The following is a 15,416-nucleotide window of genomic DNA, read 5'->3' as shown; positions in this document are numbered from 1 at the left end:
ACCCCCCAGGTCATTCGTTCGACAGAGGGGACACAGTCATACCGGGCCCGGAGGCCAGCGGCCCCATTGCAGGACCACGAAAAACATAACGGGGGGGGCTTCACCGCGGGCAGCGTGGCCCAGGTGTTGACGGCCGGGCTGTACGCCGCCAGGTCCGCCGGGATCCCGGTGCCGGGTACCGCGTACACGCATTTGCCCTGGAGGCCCTCCGGGCAGTTCGCGGTGGCGCCGCCGAGCGCGGACGGTGCCGCCGGCATCGACGGAACCGTGATCCACACGCCCTGCGCGGTGGCGGTGCCGGCCGTCAGCGCCATCAGGGACGCCAGGGCGAGGACGGCGAGCCGTCGTCAGCCCCGGGGGCTGCGGGAGCGTGCGGGGGACGGGTCGGTGGGGGTGGGGCGGTCCGTGCGCCTCACGTTGACTCTCTTTCAGACCGCTGTCCGGAATGTGCAGATATAGACCAGAAACATTCCGCCTGCGGAGGGTGGCGGGCGGGCGGCCGAACAGCCCTGCCCCGTCACCCACCGCCACCGCCCGCCCGTGGGGGTGCGCCGGCCACCGCCCGGCTCCGGTCTCCCGCCGATCCATCCGGGCGGCACGCCCGGTCACCTGCCGCTGTCCTCCGCCAGGGTGTGCGCGACGAGGGCGTTCGCGTGGCCGTGGCCGAGCCCGTGCTCGGTCTTCAGCCAGGAGACGATCTCCATGTGCCTGGTCAGCGGCGAGGAGCGGATGAGCTCCTTCCACTCCGCGACCGGGCGTCCGTACTTCTTCTCGATGGAGGGGAAGTAGCTGGCAGGGCCCTTCACCGGCTCGCTCATGTCGTGTGTCCCGTCTGCTCTTCGGGCGGCCTCCGCCCGCTGCGAAGGACCCGTCACCCCTGTAGACGTCGGCGGGCGCACGAAATCATCGGTCCGAGGGAACACGGGCGGGACATGTCCCGGATCGGATCGCCGCCTTCCGGGTCAGACCGCCAGGCCCGTCGTGACCACAAGGGGCGGCCGCTCCCGCTCCGCGGCCCACGCCCGGCTGCCCGCGAGGCCCGGATCGGCCACGGTACGGGCCTCGTCGACGGTAGGCCGGGGCTGGATGACGTCGCGGAACCCGGCCCGCTCCAGCAGGTCCGGCAGGATGCCGGGGTGCCAGGCGTGGTTGCGCGCCTCCTGCGAGGTGCCGTCCGTGCGGCGCAGCCTCACGGTCAGCCGCTCCCCCGGGACGTACGTACGGCCGGGTTCGCCGATCCGCCGGGCCAGGGCCCGGAACACGAACGGGTATCCGGGCAGCCAGTCCGTCGCTGCCTCCACGGCCGCGAACGCCCGCGCTCGCGCACGGCCCGACCAGGCCGTTCAGTCTCCGGCACGCCCGCACCCCTCCGACCTGTCGCTCACCGCCCCACTATCGGGCGGGTGCCGCATGGGGCACGTGTGACACGAGGTGTCCCGAGTGGAGGAGGCGGCGCACCGTCACGTACTACTCCTCCGGCTCCCACGCGCGGAGCAGGTCGATCAGCCCCGCGTCTCCGTCGATCCGCAGGGACCGTGCCGGGATCCGGTCGTACATGAAGAGGACCAGTTCACCGGCCGTGCCGTGGACGGAGACGCCGGCCGGGCCCGCGTCGGTACCGGCACCGGCGTCGGGCGGCGTTCCGGGAGCGGGGAGGCGGGTGGCGCGTGCGCCGTCGCCGTCGGCCTTCAGGCGCCAGGAGCGGCCCTCGGCGGCGTGGAAGTCGAAGGCGGTGGGCTGGTGCGGCCAGGCGCTCGGCGTGGCGCAGCAGGTGGACAGGAACTCCTCGGCGCCGTCGAGTGCCACCTCGTCCGGCAGCGGCTGCGGGGCGCCCGCGGTGACCTGGGCGTCGTAGCCGTGCACCGCGATCTCCTGGAGCTGGTGCCGGGCCACGGCGGCGCTGGTCTGCGGCGACTGCGAGGTGCCCCACCACGTCCAGACGCCGCGATCCGGGCCGGCCTCGCGCAGTGCGTCCAGCAGTTCCTGCGTCGAGGCGGCCGACCACGCCAGCAGGGCCTCGCGTTCCCGGGGCACGTCCGGGGCGCCCTCGGGTGCGGACTTGGCCGTGGCGCCGGGCCCCGCGGCCACAGTGGCGGCCCAGGAGCGGCGCCCCTCGCCCAGGTGCCGCACCAGATCGAACAGCGTCCAGTCGGGGCAGGTGGGCACCTGCACGTCGAGGCTCGGCGCGGAGGCGACCGCGGCGCGGAAGGCGGCCGACCGTTCCGCTATCAGCCGCAGCAGATCGGGGAATTCAAGAGTCTCGTGCACTCGGGATGTCTATCACCCGCTCCGGCGCTCCGACAGCGATATTCCCCGCCCGCCGGCGCCCGGGGAGTATTCGGGTCGGCCCCGCCCCGGACCGGCTGGGCCGCCGGATGGTCCCGGCCCCGCGCCGCCCCGGATCCTGAGGGCCCCGAGGGCACTTCTTCGAACGGGGACGACACCATGACGGGCACACCGGCCGGCACACGCACGCACACCGCGACAGCGACAGCGACAGCGACAGCGACGGACACACGCACCGGCACAGGCGTGAACACAGGCGGCCGCGGGAGCACCGCCCTTCCCGGCCTGTGCCGCACCGCTCCGGCGACGGATCCCGTCACCACCGGACGAGGAGTTCCGCACCCGCGATGGGAAGAGCTTCGACGCCCAGCTCCGGGATTCCCGTCGACCACACCGCGGCGGTCTTCACCGACGAGGAGTTCGACCGGCGCCGCGACTCGGCCTTCGGCGCCGCCCCCGCCCGGCTGCCGAAGCGCTGAGGAGGTTCACCGGCCGAGGCCGCGGGTCGCGGCGCGGTCGGACCGCCTTCACGGTCGCGGTCACGGGTTGCGGCCGGCGCTCCGCGCGGTCGCGGTGTTCACGTAGTCCAGCAGGTTGATGAGGAACCCGAGGGCCTCGGCCACGTCCTGCGGGGAGCCGACGGTCTGCGGGTCCAGGTGGCCGCCGAGGCGGAAGGGCCGGCCCGCCGTCTCCAGGACGAGGGAGCCGGCGGCGAAGGCGGGGGGCGGGGTGGTCCTCGCGACGATCTCCAGCAGCTCCGGAGCCGCCCGCAGCAGCGTCTGCTCGTCGTGTTCGGCGAGCGCCGCGCCGAGCACCAGCGTGTCGTCCATCCTCATGATCGTGATCAGGTTGCCCGCGCCGACGGAGAGGGTGACCGCCCGGCCCGCGTCAAGTTCGGCCCCGGCCCCCTGGAGGCCCATGCCGTCCAGCAGTTCTTTCACCCGTACGGTCAGGTCCTGGGGCATACGCGGTTCCTCCACTCGGCGGGCCGGGACGGTCGGCGGGGGCTCCGCCCGGGGCCCCACCGGTCATCCCATCAGGCCGGGAGGGGCCCTGTCACGGGGACGGCGGATCGCCTAGTCTAGAGGTCGATCCAGTACCGGCGCTTGGGACCGATCAGGGTCTCCCGCACGTCCTCCAGGACGCCGCCGTTGGACTCGATCGTCCGCATCGACCCGCGGTTGCCCGGGTCGCAGGTCAGCAGGACCCGGTCGATGCCGAGCAGCCGCGCCTCGTACAGGACTTGGGCCAGGGCCCAGGTCGCCAGCCCGCGCCGGCGCGCCGAGGGCCGGATGCTGTAGCCGATGTGACCGCCCGCGTCGAGCAGGAACCCGTTCAGGTAGTGCCGCAGGTCGATGGCGCCGAGGTAGGTGTCGCCCTCGGCGATCCACCAGTAGGTGGCGTGGACCCGCCCCTGCTCGACCGGGAGCGTGCGGTCCCCGTACGAGCGCAGCCGCTCCACCCAGGCCGCGAAGCCGTCGGGGCTTTCCACGTCGTCGTCGGAGCCGAGGCCGGCTCCGTCCATGTGGGCGTCGTCCCCCCACTCCTCACGCGCGGCGAGCCAGGAAGCGTGCAGGCGCGGGGTCGGTGTGATCAGCTCAGGCATGTCCGGACGATAACAGTCCGATCATCCGACCCCAGCGCCCCTGCCGGCCACCTCGGCGGCGCCGCCGCAGCGAAGCGTGACCGGCTGAGCGGGGCGGGGCCCGGATCCGGCGGCGACGGTGGTCAGGCGGCGGTTCCGGCCGATCCGTTCGGGGGCCGCGGCCGGCCGCGGCCGGGCAGCGGGGCCTCGACCGCGTGGGCCGCCGCCATGCGGGCGAGGTCCGCGGTGAGCGAGTCGAGCCACGCGACGGCCGTGAAGAACAGCGGGGGCGCGTCGAGCGTGGCGTCCGACGGCTGCGGCCCGCCCGCACCCGCCCGCGCACCCACGCCCGCGGCGGGCTCCGGGGCCGCGCGGGCCCGCACGGCCTTCGGTGCGTCGAACCGGGCCGCGGCGAGAGCGAAGCCCTCCGCCACCCAGGCGCCGTAAGCCCGCACCCTGGCGTCCGCCCGCGGGTCCGGCGGCGAGCCCTCCTCCGCCGCCGCCAGCACCCGTCGGGCGCCCCACAGCACGTGGTGGCCCGCCATCAGCGCGCTCTGCCAGTCCGGGCTCGGTCCGGCATGGCGCTGCGCCTCGCCCTGGTACTGGGCGTAGGCCGACTCGGCGAGCACCAGCGCGTGCTGGACGTCCGGGTCGTCGCCGCCGAACGGGCCGCCGGCGTACGGGTCCGCCACGCCGTCCGCGGGGCGCCCGCCGGCCGGGGTGACGGCGCGCGTGGTGGTCGTGACCTCGGCGGCGGCGGCCCGCAGCAGCCGGGCCACGGCCCGGCCCACCTCGTCGTGGGCGCCCCGCGGCCACGCGAGCAGTCCGCAGGCGAGGCCGATGACGCTGCCCACCAGAACGTCCAGGAACCGGTACTCGGCCAGCTGCCAGGTGGCAGGGGCCAGCTGCGCGAACGCCACCGCGACGACCAGCGTGAACAGCCCCTGTGCCCACCCCACGCCGCGCACCGGGCCGACGAAGAAGGCGACGAGCATCAGGGGCGGCAGTGCGATGGCGTACGGCAGGCTCGTCGCGCCGGCCAGGGTGAGGACGGTCCCGGCGGCGAGGGCGCCCAGGCAGGTCCCGATCAGGGCGGCGCGCACGGTGGTGCGGGTCTGGACGGCGGTGGTCCGGGTCAGGCTGAGGACGGCGAGCATCGCCCAGAAGCCGTGCGGCAGGGAGTCCAGCCCGGCCACCGCACGGGCGGCCGCCAGCGCCAGGCTGATCCGTACGGCGTTCTGGAAGTGGACGGACCGCGGTCCCGCGTGCCCGGACAGCCGGATCCACCACAGCCGGAGGGCGCTCGGCCGGGCGTACCAGAAACGGCCGGGATCGCCCTCCGGGAGGGCGCTGCGCCCCCGGACGGCGATGTCCGCGGCCGTGCCGAGCACCAGGGCCGCGTCCGCCACCTCCAGCAGCGCGGCCTGGCGGCGGCGGTCGGCCGGGGCGGGCGGCAGGAGCCGCGCGGACTCGGTCCGGTCGTGCACCAGCCCGCGCGCCGCCCGCCCGGCGTCCGCCGCGGGGCGGCCGTCCGACAGCAGTGCGGCGGACGCCCGGGCGGCGCGTTCCACCGAGCGGATCAGGGCCAGGCCCGAGGCGTCGGGGCGGGTACCCGCGAGCGGGCCGGGCAGGGCCCGGAGCCGGACCAGCAGGGTTCGCGCGACCAGCCCGGTGTGCGCCAGCGCCCGCTCGTGCACCCCGGGGCCGGCCGGGCGCTCCGCTTCCGGGACCTGGGACGGCCGCAGTGCCTCGCCGGTGTCCCTGGCCCGCTCGGCGAGCACCGCGGGCAGGGCGTACGGGGGCTCGCGCAGCGCGGCGGCGCACCGCGCGGCGGTCGTGGCGGCGTCGGCAGCCCGGTGCCGGTAGGAGGGGACGCGCGGGTCGGGCAGGACGTACGCCTCGGCCAGGATCAGCAGCACGATGCCCGTGGCGGTGCCCGCGAGCCGCTCGCCGAGGTCGCCCGGTACGTACGGGGGGAAGCACGGCAGGATGTAGAGCAGTTGGAGCCCCGGGGCCGTGCCGGCGGGGCGCGGGCCGCCCGCCGAGGCGAAGGCCAGGCAGAAGCCGATGACCAGCATGCCGGCCACGGCGGTCCACGTGCGCACGGCGAGGAAGGTGCCGACGGTCACCAGGGCGCAGGCCACGGGCAGGACCCGGACGAGCTGGGCGGCCCGCTGGCGGCCGGTGCCCGGGATCCGGGACAGGGCGGCGAGCGACACGGCGGCGAACAGGGCGTACGTGGCGGAGACGGGGCGGTCCAGCTCGTACAGGAAGACGTAGAAGCCGGCGCAGGCGGCGAGGGTGACCCGGACGGCCCGGCGGGCCGTCGCCGCTGTCGGGCCGGTCCCCGCGCGCACCTGCGCCACCGCCCGGGCGAGCGCCGAGGGCCCGCGGGCTCCCGTGTCCTCGCCGCCGCCGTTCACCGTGTCGGTGCCCGTATCCGTGTTCGTGCCCATACCGGCTCCGCCTCCCCGCTCGCGGTCCCCGGGTTCCAGGATCCCACGACCGGCGGGGACGGGCATTCGCGAACGCACACGAGAAGTGACCATCCCGTGGAGAAGGTTCGAAGAGTGTGACCGTTCCGAGGAGCGGACGGGGAGTTCCCTTTAAGAAACCTTGTTGAATATTCCCCAGGGCCGAAGTGACCTTGAATCACCTCCGCGAATCGACCATGGTTTCGATCAACTCCCGGAGATCTTCCGGCTCCGGAGGGTTTGCACGACAACGCTTGACGCCCCACACGTCAAACACGAGGAGAACCCTCTACATGTCAACTCACAAGCACGCACGCACCCGTTCCCGCGGAGTTCGGGTCCTGGCAGTCGTCACGGGAGCCGCGACGGCAGCCGGCGTGACCTTGTTGCTCTCCCCCCTGGCCGGCGCTGCGACACCGGCCGAGGGAACGGTCTACGGACTGGGCGCACCCGGTGCGCTGAGCGGCAGTTACATCGTCATCCTCGACAAGTCGGCCGACAAGAAGGCACTTGCCAAGAAGTACGGTGGTGAGGTGCAGCGCGAATACGCATCTGCCATCAACGGCTTCTCCGCGTCCGGGCTTTCGGAGACGGACGCCAAGCGTCTGGCCGCCGACCCGACCGTGGACAAGGTCGTCCAGAACAAGAAGTTCACCATCAACGCCACCCAGGAGAACCCTCCTTCGTGGGGCCTGGACCGCATCGACCAGGAGGGGACCGCAGCGGACCAGAAGTACACCTACCCCGACGCGGGCGGTGAGGGCGTCACCGCGTACGTCATCGACACCGGCGTGCGGATCAGCCACAAGGACTTCGGCGGACGGGCCGAGCACGGCTTCGACGCCATCGACAACGACGAGATCGCCGACGACGGCAACGGCCACGGCACGCACGTCGCCGGAACCATCGCGGGCACGTCCCACGGTGTCGCCAAGAAGGCCAAGATCGTCGCCGTCCGGGTGCTGGACGACAACGGGTCGGGCAGCACCGAGCAGGTCGTGGCCGGCATCGACTGGGTCACGCAGCACCACAGCGGTCCCTCCGTGGCCAACATGAGCCTCGGCGGCGGCGCCGACGAGGCGCTCGACGAGGCGGTGCGCCGGGCGATAGCCGCCGGTGTCACCTTCGGCGTCGCGGCGGGCAACGAGTCCTCCGACGCCGGCCAGGGTTCGCCCTCGCGGGTTCCGGAGGCGGTGACGGTGGCGTCGAGCGCGGCTGACGACTCGCAGTCCCCGTTCTCCAACTTCGGCTCGATCGTCGACCTGTACGCCCCGGGCTCGGACATCACCTCGGCCTGGAACGACAGCGACACCGGTACCAAGACCATCTCCGGTACCTCGATGGCGACCCCGCACGTCGTCGGTGCGGCGGCCGTCTACCTGGCCGGACACAAGGGCGCGTCGCCGGCCGAGGTCACCGAGGCCCTGACCTCCGGCGCGACGGCCGGGAAGATCACCAACCCGAGCAGCGGCACCCCCAACAAGCTGCTCAAGGTGTCCGCCGAGTAACACCTCCCCACAGCCCGAGGCCCCCGCACCCGATCAGGGTCCGGGGGCCTCGGCCTGTGCCCGGCAGGGCGGGGCGGGGGCGGCGGATCACGCCCGGGAGGGGGGCGGGGTCAGCGGACCCACGGCTCCCACACCTCGCGGTTGTTCTCCACCCACTTCTTCGCCGCCTGCTCCGGCGGCAGCTTCTCCTCGGCGATCATGAGGGACACCTCGTTCTGCTCCTCCACGCCCCAGTGGAACTTCTTCAGGAACGCGGCGGCCTTGCCGCCCGACTCCGAGAAGCGCGTGTTGAGGTACTTCTGCAGCGGGGTGTGCGGATAGGCGCAGGCGACCTTCTCCGGGTCGGCGTCGCAGCCCTCCTTGTACTCGGGCAGCTTCACCTCGGTCATCGGGACGCGCTCGAACAGCCACTGCGGGGTGTACCAGTAGGTCAGGAACGGCTTGCGCTCCTTGGCGAACTGCTTGATCTGGGTGATCTGGGCGGCCTCGGAACCGGCGAAGACGACCTCGTAGTCCAGGTCGAGGTTCTTCACCAGGGCCTTGTCGTTCGTGACGTACGACGGGGAGCCGTCCATCAGCTGGCCCTTGCCGCGGCTCTCGGGCGTGCGCAGCTGGTCGGCGTACTTGTCGAGGTTCTTCCAGTCGGTGACGTCGGGGTGCTCCTCGGCGAAGTACGTCGGCACGAACCAGCCGATGTGGCCGGTCACGCCGAGGTCCCCGCCGGGGGTGATGGTCTTCTTCCCCTTGACGTACCGGTCCTCCTGCTCGGGGTGGCCCCAGTCCTCCAGGATCGCGTCGACGCGCCCCTGGCTGAGGGCGTCCCACGCGGGCACCTCGTCCACCTGGACGGTGTCGACGCGGTACCCCAGCTCGTGTTCGAGCAGGTAGGAGGCCACGGCGGTGTTCGCCTGGGCGCCGACCCAGGACTGCACGGAGAGCGTGACGGTCTTGGCGCCGTGGGCGGCGGCGTACGGGGAGGACTGGCGGGTCATGTCGGCGGCGCCGCAACCGCTGAGGACGGCGAGGCCGGTCGTGGCGGCGAGTACGGCGGCGAGACGGCGGCGCCGGCTGGTGCGCGGGGATCGGGCGGGCATGTCAGGCCTCCTTCGCGGGCTGGGTGACGCGGTCGAGCAGCAGGCCGAGGCAGACGATCGCGGCGCCGGCCACCAGACCGGTGGCCAGGTCGCCCTGGGCGAGGCCGAGGACGACGTCGTAGCCGAGCGCGCCACCGCCGACCAGGCCGCCGATGATGACGACGGCGAGGACCAGGACCACGGCCTGGTTGACGGCGAGGAGCAGCGCCGGGCGTGCCAGCGGCAGTTGGACCTGCCTCAGCTGTTGCGAGCGGGTCGCGCCGAGGGAGCGGGCCGCTTCCATCGCGGCCGGGTTGACCTCGCCGAGACCCTGCGTGGTGATGCGGATGACCGCGGGCAGCGCGTACACGATGGCCGCGGCCGCGGCCGGGGCGCGGCCGACGCCGAACAGGGCGACCACGGGGATGAGGTAGACGAACTGCGGCAGGGTCTGGCAGACGTCGAGCACCGGGCGCAGCAGCCGCTGGGCGCGGGCGCTGCGGGCGGCGCCGACGGCGATGGCGAAGCCGAGGACCAGGGTCACGGCGACGGCGGCCAGGACCTGCGAGAGGGTGTCGAGGGAGGGTTCCCAGACGCCGAGCACGCCGATGGCCGCGAGGGCGAGGACCGCGGTGAGCGCGGTCCTCCAGGTGCCCACGAGGAGGGCGACGGCTCCGGCGAGGAGCAGCAGGGTCCACCAGGGGGCGGCCTGCAGCCCGGTGCGCAGCGGGTCGAGGACCCAGCCGGTGAAGCGGGCCGACCAGTCGGCGGTGCCGCCGACGACGGGCACTCCGGAGTACAGGTGGGCGGTCATCCAGGCGACGGCCCGGTTGACGGGCTCGGCGATGGGGACGGTCCACGACTCGGGCCACAGGGTGGTGTCCGCGATGCGGCCCGCGACGGAGGCGGCGACGGCCGCCAGCACGGTCAGCAGGCGCCCGTACCAGCCGCCGAACACACGGCGCAGCAGGTGCTTCTCGCGGGCGGGGTCGGGGGTGGCGCCGAGCCGGTTGCCGGCCGCGTCGGCGGTGCGGTCCAGGACGACGGCCAGCAGCACGATCGGGATGCCGGCGGCGAGGGCCGCGCCCACGTCCACGGAGGCGAGGGCCTGGTACACGCGGTCGCCGAGGCCGCCGGCGCCGATCACGGAGGCGATGACGGCCATGGACAGCCCGGTCATGATGGCCTGGTTGACGCCGAGCAGGAGCTGTTGTCGGGCGAGCGGGAGCCGCGCGCTGAACAGCCGCTGGCGTCCGGTCGCGCCGAGCGAGGCGGAGGCCTCCAGGACGCCCGCGTCGGCGTCGCGCAGGCCGAGCGCGGTGAGCCGGGCCATCGGCGGAGCCGCGTAGACGACGGTGGCGAGGACGGCGGCGGGGACGCCGATGCCGAAGACCAGCACCATCGGGAGCAGGTAGGCGAAGGCGGGGAGGACCTGCATGGTGTCGAGCAGGGGGCGCAGGGCGCGGTCGGTGCGCGGGGACAGCCCGGCGGCGAGGCCGAGCAGGGCGCCGACGGCGACGGCCGCGGTGACGGCGACGGCCATCAGGGCGAGGGTCTGCATGGTCGGCACCCACATGCCGAGCAGTCCGCAGGCGGCGAACGCGGCGACGCAGGTCAGGGCGAGCCGGATGCCCGCGAGGCGCCAGGCGACCAAACCGGCGAAGGCAGTGACGCCGAGCCAGCCGGCGGCGAGCAGCACCGTGTAGACGGCGCGGACACAGATCACGACGGCGTTGCTGACGTGCCCGAAGAAGTACAGGAACAGGGGGTGGCTGTCCCGGTGGTCGATGATCCAGTCGCCCGCGCGGCCGAGCGGGCCGGACAGGTCGACGGCGAGCTGGGCGGGCCAGCCGCCGGCGCCGGGGAAGGCGAGGGCGAGCGGGACCAGCAGCGCCGCGGCGACGGCGAGCGGCAGGAGCTTGCGGGCGGCGCGGTGGCTGAACAGGGCGGTGAGGCGGGCGGCCGGAGGCCTGCCGGTGGAGACGTGGCGGCGGGCGGGCCCGTCGCCGTCCGTCCGGGTGTCGCGGGCGTCGCGGGCCTCCCGGGCGTCGCGGTCGCCGGCGGTGGCCGAGCCGTCCCCGCGGGCGTCGGGGCGGCCGCGGCCGGTGCCGGGGGCCTGGGGGCGGCCGGAGTCGCGCGGGTCGCGGGGGTCGCGCACGGAGGAGGGGGTGGCGGCGGTCATGCGCACCACCTGCCCGTGCCGGGGACGGGGGGCGCGCAGGGGGGGCGGCGTATCACGCGGCCACCTCCCGAGCGGCCGGGACCGGGAGTCCGGCCACCACCGCGAGCAGCGCGGCGTCGTCGACGACGCCGAGGCACTGGCCGCGGTCCACGACCCGGGCGGGGCCGCCGGTGCGGGCAACCGCTTCGATGGCCTCGACCACGGTCGTGGCGGGGGCGAGCGCCGGGCCCTGGTCGGCCTCGCCGGCCGCCGCGGGGCGCATGGCGCTGCGTACGGTGAGGACCTGTTCGCGCGGCACGTCGCGGACGAACTCCCGCACGTAGTCGTCGGCGGGCGAGCCCACGATCTCCTCGGGGGTGCCGAGCTGCACGATGCGGCCGTCGCGCATCAGCGCGATCCGGTCGCCGAGGCGCAGCGCCTCGGCGAGGTCGTGGGTGATGAAGACCATGGTGCGGCCCTCGTCGTGGTGCAGCCGGGCGACCTCGTCCTGCATCTCGCGCCGGATGAGCGGGTCCAGTGCGCTGAACGGCTCGTCGAACAGCAGGACTTCGGGGTCCGCGGCGAGGGCGCGGGCGAGTCCGACGCGCTGCTGCTGTCCGCCGGACAGCTGTCCGGGACGGCGGTCCTCCAGGCCGCCGAGGCCGACCTTGGCGACCATCTCGGCGGCCCGGGCCCGGCGCTCGGCCCGGCCGACGCCCTGGATCTCCAGGCCGTACGCGACGTTGTCGAGGACGGTGCGGTGCGGCAGCAGGCCGAAGTGCTGGAAGACCATGGCCGCCCGGTGGCGGCGCAGCTCGCGGAGCCGGGCCGCGTCCATGGCGAGGACGTCCTCGCCGTCGATGGAGAGCGTCCCGGCGGTGGGCTCGATCAGTCGGGTCAGACAGCGCACCAGGGTGGACTTGCCGGAGCCGGAGAGGCCCATCACGACGAAGACCTCGCCCTTGCGGACGTCGAAGCTCACGTCGCGGACGGCCGCGGTGCAGCCGGTGGCCTCGCGGAGTTCGGCGGGGGGCAGCTGGGCGTGCTCCGAGCCGGGGACCTTCGCGGCCGCGGCCTTGGGGCCGAAGACCTTCCAGAGGCCGCCCACGGAGAAGACGGGGGTGGCGGCGGCGTCGGGCGCGGCCGGGTCGTGGGTCATCGCGGTCACCGGGTCTCGCCCCCCAGCAGCTCGGCGGCCTTTTCGCCGACCATGAGAACTCCGATCATCGGGTTGACCGCGGGCATCGTCGGGAAGACCGAGGCGTCCGCGATCCGGATGCCGTCGAGGCCGCGGACCTTGAGGTCGGGTCCCACGACGGCCGTGTCGTCGTCGGCGGCGCCCATCTTGCAGGTGCCCGCAGGGTGGTAGACGGTGTGCGCGACGGAGCGGGCGTACGTGCTCAGGGCCTCGTCGCTGGTGATCTCCGGTCCGGGACAGACCTCCCGCTTGAGCCAGCCCGCGAGGGGCTCGGCCGCGGCGATCCTCCGGGCCAGCTTGATGCCGTCGACCAGGGTGCGGCCGTCGTAGTCGTCCTCGTCCGTGAAGTACCGGAAGTCCAGGGCCGGCTTGACCTCGGGGTCCGGGCTCGTCAGGTAGAGGCGGCCGCGGCTGCGGGGCTTGGGGATGTTCGGGGTCAACGAGACGCCGTGCGCGGGGCGTTCGTAGCCCAGGCGCTCCGGGTTGTCCGTGAAGGGGATCTGGTAGAAGTGGAACATCAGGTCGGGGCCCGGCGATTCGGGGTCGCGGCGGACGAACAGTCCCGCGTCGCTGTCCATCGCCGAGTTCTCCGGGATGGGGCCGTCGGTCTCCCAGACGATGACCGACTCCGGGTGGTCGAGGAGGTTCTCCCCCACGCCGGGCAGGTCGTGGACGACGGGTATCCCCAGCGCCTCCAGCGCTCCGCGCGGTCCGATGCCGGAGTGCAGCAGCAGGCGCGGCGTGTCGACGGCGCCGGCGCACACCAGCACCTCGCGGCGAGCGCTGATCAGCGACTCCGTACCGTCCGCGGCCCGTACGCGCACGCCGCGCGCCCGGGTTCCGTCCAGCTCCAGGCGGTACGCCCAGGTCTCCAGCAGCAGCCGCAGGTTCGGCCGGGCGTCCATCACCGGGTGGAGGTACGCCACCGACGCGGAGGAGCGCTTGTTGGTCTCCGGGTGGTAGGCGAGGTCGAAGAAGCCGACGCCCTCGTGGAAGGGCTTGCGGTTGAAGCCCTCGACGAGCGGTACTCCGAGCGCCGCCTGCGCCGCGTCCACGAAGTCGCGGGCGATGGCGTTGCGGTCGTCCTCGCCGACGGGAACGACGTTGTTCAGGAGCCGGTCGAAGTAGGGGTCCATGGCGGCCGCGTGCCATCCCTCGGCACCCGCCTCGGACCACTCGTCCCAGTCGGAGGGCAGCGGCTTGAACGCGATGAGGGTGTTGTGCGAGGAGCACCCGCCGAGCACGCGGGCCCGGCTGTGCCGGATGTTGGAGTTGCCGCGCGGCTGCTCGGTGGTGGGGTAGTCGTAGTCGAGCTCGCCGCCGAGCAGGCCCATCCAGCGGCGCAGCGTCAGCACGTCGGGGCGGTCGACGTCGCTGGGGCCGCCCTCGATGACGGCGACCGTGACGTTCGGGTCCTCCGTGAGGCGGGAGGCGATCACCGAGCCGGCGGTTCCGCCGCCGACGACGACGTAGTCGTACTCCTGCTCGGTCCCGCCGCCGCGGTGCGCCGCGGCCGTGGTGGGGGCGGAGGTGGCGGGGGTGGAGGTGTGCGTTTCCGTGGTCATGTGGGTCCTCTCCCTTCAGCCCGCGAACCAGCGCACGGGGCGCGGAGCGAGGTTCTGGTACACGTGCTTGGCCTCGCGGTACTCGGCCAGGCCCGCCGGGCCGAGTTCGCGGCCGATGCCGGACTTCCCGAAGCCGCCCCACTCGGCCTGCGGCAGGTAGGGGTGGAAGTCGTTGATCCATACGGTGCCGTGGCGCAGCCGGCCGGCCACGCGGCGGGCCCGGCCCTGGTCGGCGGTCCACACAGCGCCGGCGAGCCCGTACTCGGTGTCGTTGGCGAGTGCGACGGCCTCGTCCTCGGTGCGGAAGGTCTCGACGGTCAGGACGGGCCCGAAGACCTCTTCCCGTACGACGCGCATCAGGCGGTGGCATCCGTCGAGGACGGTCGGCCGGTAGAAGTAGCCGGGGCCTTCGGGGCGTTCGCCGCCGGCGCGCAGCACGGCTCCCTCGGAGAGGGCGGAGGCCACGTACTCCTCGGTCCGCGCGAGCTGGCCGGCGGAGACCAGCGGGCCGCACTCGACGCCCGGGTCGGTGCCGCGGCCGAGCCGGATCAGGTCGGCGCGCCGGGCGAGTTCGGCGACGAAGCGTTCGCGCAGCGACTCCTCGACGATGAGCCGGGATCCGGCCGAGCAGACCTGGCCGCTGTGGATGAACGCGGCGTTCAGGGCCTGGTCGACGGCGGTGTCGAAGCCCTCTTCGGTGGCGCAGGCGTCGGCGAAGACGACGTTGGGGTTCTTCCCGCCGAGTTCGAGGGCCACCTTCTTGACGGAGTCGGCGGCGGCGCGCATCACCTTCGTACCGCTGGTGAGGCCGCCGGTGAAGGAGACGAGGTCGACGTCGGGGTGGGCGGCGAGGCGGGCGCCGACCGGGTCGCCGGGGCCGGTGACCAGGTTCGCGACGCCGGCGGGCAGACCCGCCTCCATGAGCAGCTCGATGAGCGCGGCCGTGGTCAGCGGGGTGATCTCGCTCGGCTTGACCACGAAGGTGTTGCCCGCGGCGAGGGCCGGGGCGATCTTCCAGCTGGCCTGGAGCAGCGGGTAGTTCCACGGGGTGATCAGGGCGCATACGCCGACCGGCTCGTGGACGACCACGCTGTGGATGTCCGGGGAGCCGGCGTCGACCACGCGCCCGGCGCTCTCGCCGGTGACGAGGTCGGCGAAGTAGCGGAAGGCGGCGCTGACGCAGTCCACGTCGACGCGGCCCTCTTCGAGCGTCTTGCCCGCGTCCCGGCTCTCCAGCAGCCCGATGCGCTCGCGGTCTCGCTGGAGGAGGTCCGCGGTGCGGCGCAGCAGCTCGGCACGCTCCGCGACGGGGGTGGCGGGCCATTCGCCGCCGTCGAAGGCGGCGCGCGCGGCGCTGACGGCCGCGTCGGTGTCCGCGGTGGCGCCCTCGGCGACCACGGCGAGCACGGTGGCGTCGACGGGGTCGAGGATCTCCCTCGTCGCTCCTGAAACCGCTGAACGCCACTTTCCGGCGATGTGAATCGTCTTCTGCTCCGACACGACGCGCTGTACCTCCGGTTCCGCACCGCGGCCTACCCGCGGTGATCATGCACTTGACGCGTGTGC

At 74.0% G+C, this 15,416-nt stretch carries 14 protein-coding genes; 2 read left to right on the top strand and 12 right to left on the bottom strand.

Annotation, left to right across the window (positions count from 1 at the left end; genetic code table 11):
* From ACFWTC_RS25175 to ACFWTC_RS25160, 4 genes are all read right to left on the bottom strand, one after another.
* Positions 1-314 (bottom strand): hypothetical protein (locus ACFWTC_RS25175; RefSeq protein WP_384074627.1); only part of this gene is annotated, 314 nt, incomplete at its 3' end.
* Between the two features lie 291 nt (positions 315-605).
* Positions 606-818: a DUF4287 domain-containing protein gene (locus ACFWTC_RS25170; protein ID WP_383928213.1), complete on the bottom strand. Its 213-nt coding sequence runs from the start codon at positions 816-818 to the stop codon at positions 606-608.
* Between the two features lie 144 nt (positions 819-962).
* Complete coding sequence (locus ACFWTC_RS25165; RefSeq protein ID WP_383928210.1) at positions 963-1,301, bottom strand: hypothetical protein; 339 nt, start codon at positions 1,299-1,301, stop codon at positions 963-965.
* Between the two features lie 166 nt (positions 1,302-1,467).
* Positions 1,468-2,268 carry a maleylpyruvate isomerase N-terminal domain-containing protein gene (locus ACFWTC_RS25160; protein ID WP_383928207.1) on the bottom strand — a complete coding sequence of 267 codons (801 nt, stop codon included), beginning with the start codon at positions 2,266-2,268 and terminating at the stop codon, positions 1,468-1,470.
* Positions 2,269-2,633: 365 nt separating this feature from the next.
* On the opposite strand from ACFWTC_RS25160, the gene ACFWTC_RS25155 reads away from it, so the two are divergent.
* Positions 2,634-2,765 (top strand): hypothetical protein, encoded by a 132-nt coding sequence (locus tag ACFWTC_RS25155; RefSeq protein ID WP_383928204.1) that lies wholly within the window; start codon positions 2,634-2,636, stop codon positions 2,763-2,765.
* A 60-nt stretch (positions 2,766-2,825) separates the two neighbouring features.
* Here the strand turns inward: ACFWTC_RS25155 and ACFWTC_RS25150 are convergent, their stop codons facing one another.
* The 3 genes from ACFWTC_RS25150 to ACFWTC_RS25140 all read right to left on the bottom strand — a co-directional run bounded on the left by ACFWTC_RS25150 (position 2,826) and on the right by ACFWTC_RS25140 (position 6,327).
* Positions 2,826-3,251 carry a hypothetical protein gene (locus ACFWTC_RS25150; protein ID WP_383928201.1) on the bottom strand — a complete coding sequence of 142 codons (426 nt, stop codon included), beginning with the start codon at positions 3,249-3,251 and terminating at the stop codon, positions 2,826-2,828.
* Between the two features lie 116 nt (positions 3,252-3,367).
* Positions 3,368-3,892, bottom strand: a complete 525-nt coding sequence (locus ACFWTC_RS25145; protein ID WP_383928199.1) for a GNAT family N-acetyltransferase — start codon at positions 3,890-3,892, stop codon at positions 3,368-3,370.
* Between the two features lie 122 nt (positions 3,893-4,014).
* Positions 4,015-6,327, bottom strand: coding sequence for an FUSC family protein (locus ACFWTC_RS25140; RefSeq protein ID WP_383928196.1), 2,313 nt, complete (start codon positions 6,325-6,327; stop codon positions 4,015-4,017).
* Between the two features lie 311 nt (positions 6,328-6,638).
* Here ACFWTC_RS25140 and ACFWTC_RS25135 point away from each other — a divergent pair, with 311 nt between their 5' ends.
* Positions 6,639-7,853, top strand: coding sequence for a S8 family serine peptidase (locus tag ACFWTC_RS25135; RefSeq protein ID WP_383928193.1), 1,215 nt, complete (start codon positions 6,639-6,641; stop codon positions 7,851-7,853).
* A 110-nt stretch (positions 7,854-7,963) separates the two neighbouring features.
* Here ACFWTC_RS25135 and ACFWTC_RS25130 read toward each other — a convergent pair whose 3' ends face one another.
* The 5 genes from ACFWTC_RS25130 to ACFWTC_RS25110 form a co-directional block, all read right to left on the bottom strand.
* Positions 7,964-8,845: an ABC transporter substrate-binding protein gene (locus ACFWTC_RS25130; protein WP_383928222.1), complete on the bottom strand. Its 882-nt coding sequence runs from the start codon at positions 8,843-8,845 to the stop codon at positions 7,964-7,966.
* A 103-nt stretch (positions 8,846-8,948) separates the two neighbouring features.
* On the bottom strand, positions 8,949-11,108 hold the full coding sequence (locus tag ACFWTC_RS25125; protein WP_383928190.1) for an ABC transporter permease subunit: 2,160 nt from the start codon (positions 11,106-11,108) through the stop codon (positions 8,949-8,951).
* 52 nt (positions 11,109-11,160) lie between these two features.
* Positions 11,161-12,246, bottom strand: coding sequence for a glycine betaine/L-proline ABC transporter ATP-binding protein (locus tag ACFWTC_RS25120; protein WP_384074624.1), 1,086 nt, complete (start codon positions 12,244-12,246; stop codon positions 11,161-11,163).
* 5 nt (positions 12,247-12,251) lie between these two features.
* Positions 12,252-13,850: a GMC family oxidoreductase gene (locus ACFWTC_RS25115; protein WP_383928185.1), complete on the bottom strand. Its 1,599-nt coding sequence runs from the start codon at positions 13,848-13,850 to the stop codon at positions 12,252-12,254.
* 15 nt (positions 13,851-13,865) lie between these two features.
* Positions 13,866-15,350, bottom strand: a complete 1,485-nt coding sequence (locus ACFWTC_RS25110) for an aldehyde dehydrogenase family protein (protein ID WP_383928182.1) — start codon at positions 15,348-15,350, stop codon at positions 13,866-13,868.
* Between the last annotated feature and the right edge of the window lie 66 nt (positions 15,351-15,416).

Origin of the sequence: Streptomyces sp. NPDC058619 (assembly GCF_042717785.1) — a bacterium.
GTDB lineage: Bacteria > Actinomycetota > Actinomycetes > Streptomycetales > Streptomycetaceae > Streptomyces.
The sequence above is the reverse complement of the archived record's forward strand: the minus strand, read 5'-3'. Positions and strand labels throughout refer to the sequence as shown.

Excerpts from the sequence above, each read along its gene's own strand:
- ACFWTC_RS25145 (WP_383928199.1), bottom strand. The coding sequence starts at position 3,892 with ATGCCTGAGCTGATCACACCGACCCCGCGCCTGCACGCTTCCTGGCTC.
- ACFWTC_RS25150 (WP_383928201.1), bottom strand. The coding sequence starts at position 3,251 with ATGCCCCAGGACCTGACCGTACGGGTGAAAGAACTGCTGGACGGCATG.
- ACFWTC_RS25135 (WP_383928193.1), top strand. The coding sequence starts at position 6,639 with ATGTCAACTCACAAGCACGCACGCACCCGTTCCCGCGGAGTTCGGGTC.
- ACFWTC_RS25130 (WP_383928222.1), bottom strand. The coding sequence starts at position 8,845 with ATGACCCGCCAGTCCTCCCCGTACGCCGCCGCCCACGGCGCCAAGACC.
- ACFWTC_RS25170 (WP_383928213.1), bottom strand. The coding sequence starts at position 818 with ATGAGCGAGCCGGTGAAGGGCCCTGCCAGCTACTTCCCCTCCATCGAG.
- ACFWTC_RS25155 (WP_383928204.1), top strand. The coding sequence starts at position 2,634 with ATGGGAAGAGCTTCGACGCCCAGCTCCGGGATTCCCGTCGACCACACC.
- ACFWTC_RS25125 (WP_383928190.1), bottom strand. The coding sequence starts at position 11,108 with ATGACCGCCGCCACCCCCTCCTCCGTGCGCGACCCCCGCGACCCGCGC.
- ACFWTC_RS25120 (WP_384074624.1), bottom strand. The coding sequence starts at position 12,246 with ATGACCCACGACCCGGCCGCGCCCGACGCCGCCGCCACCCCCGTCTTC.
- ACFWTC_RS25115 (WP_383928185.1), bottom strand. The coding sequence starts at position 13,850 with ATGACCACGGAAACGCACACCTCCACCCCCGCCACCTCCGCCCCCACC.
- ACFWTC_RS25140 (WP_383928196.1), bottom strand. The coding sequence starts at position 6,327 with ATGGGCACGAACACGGATACGGGCACCGACACGGTGAACGGCGGCGGC.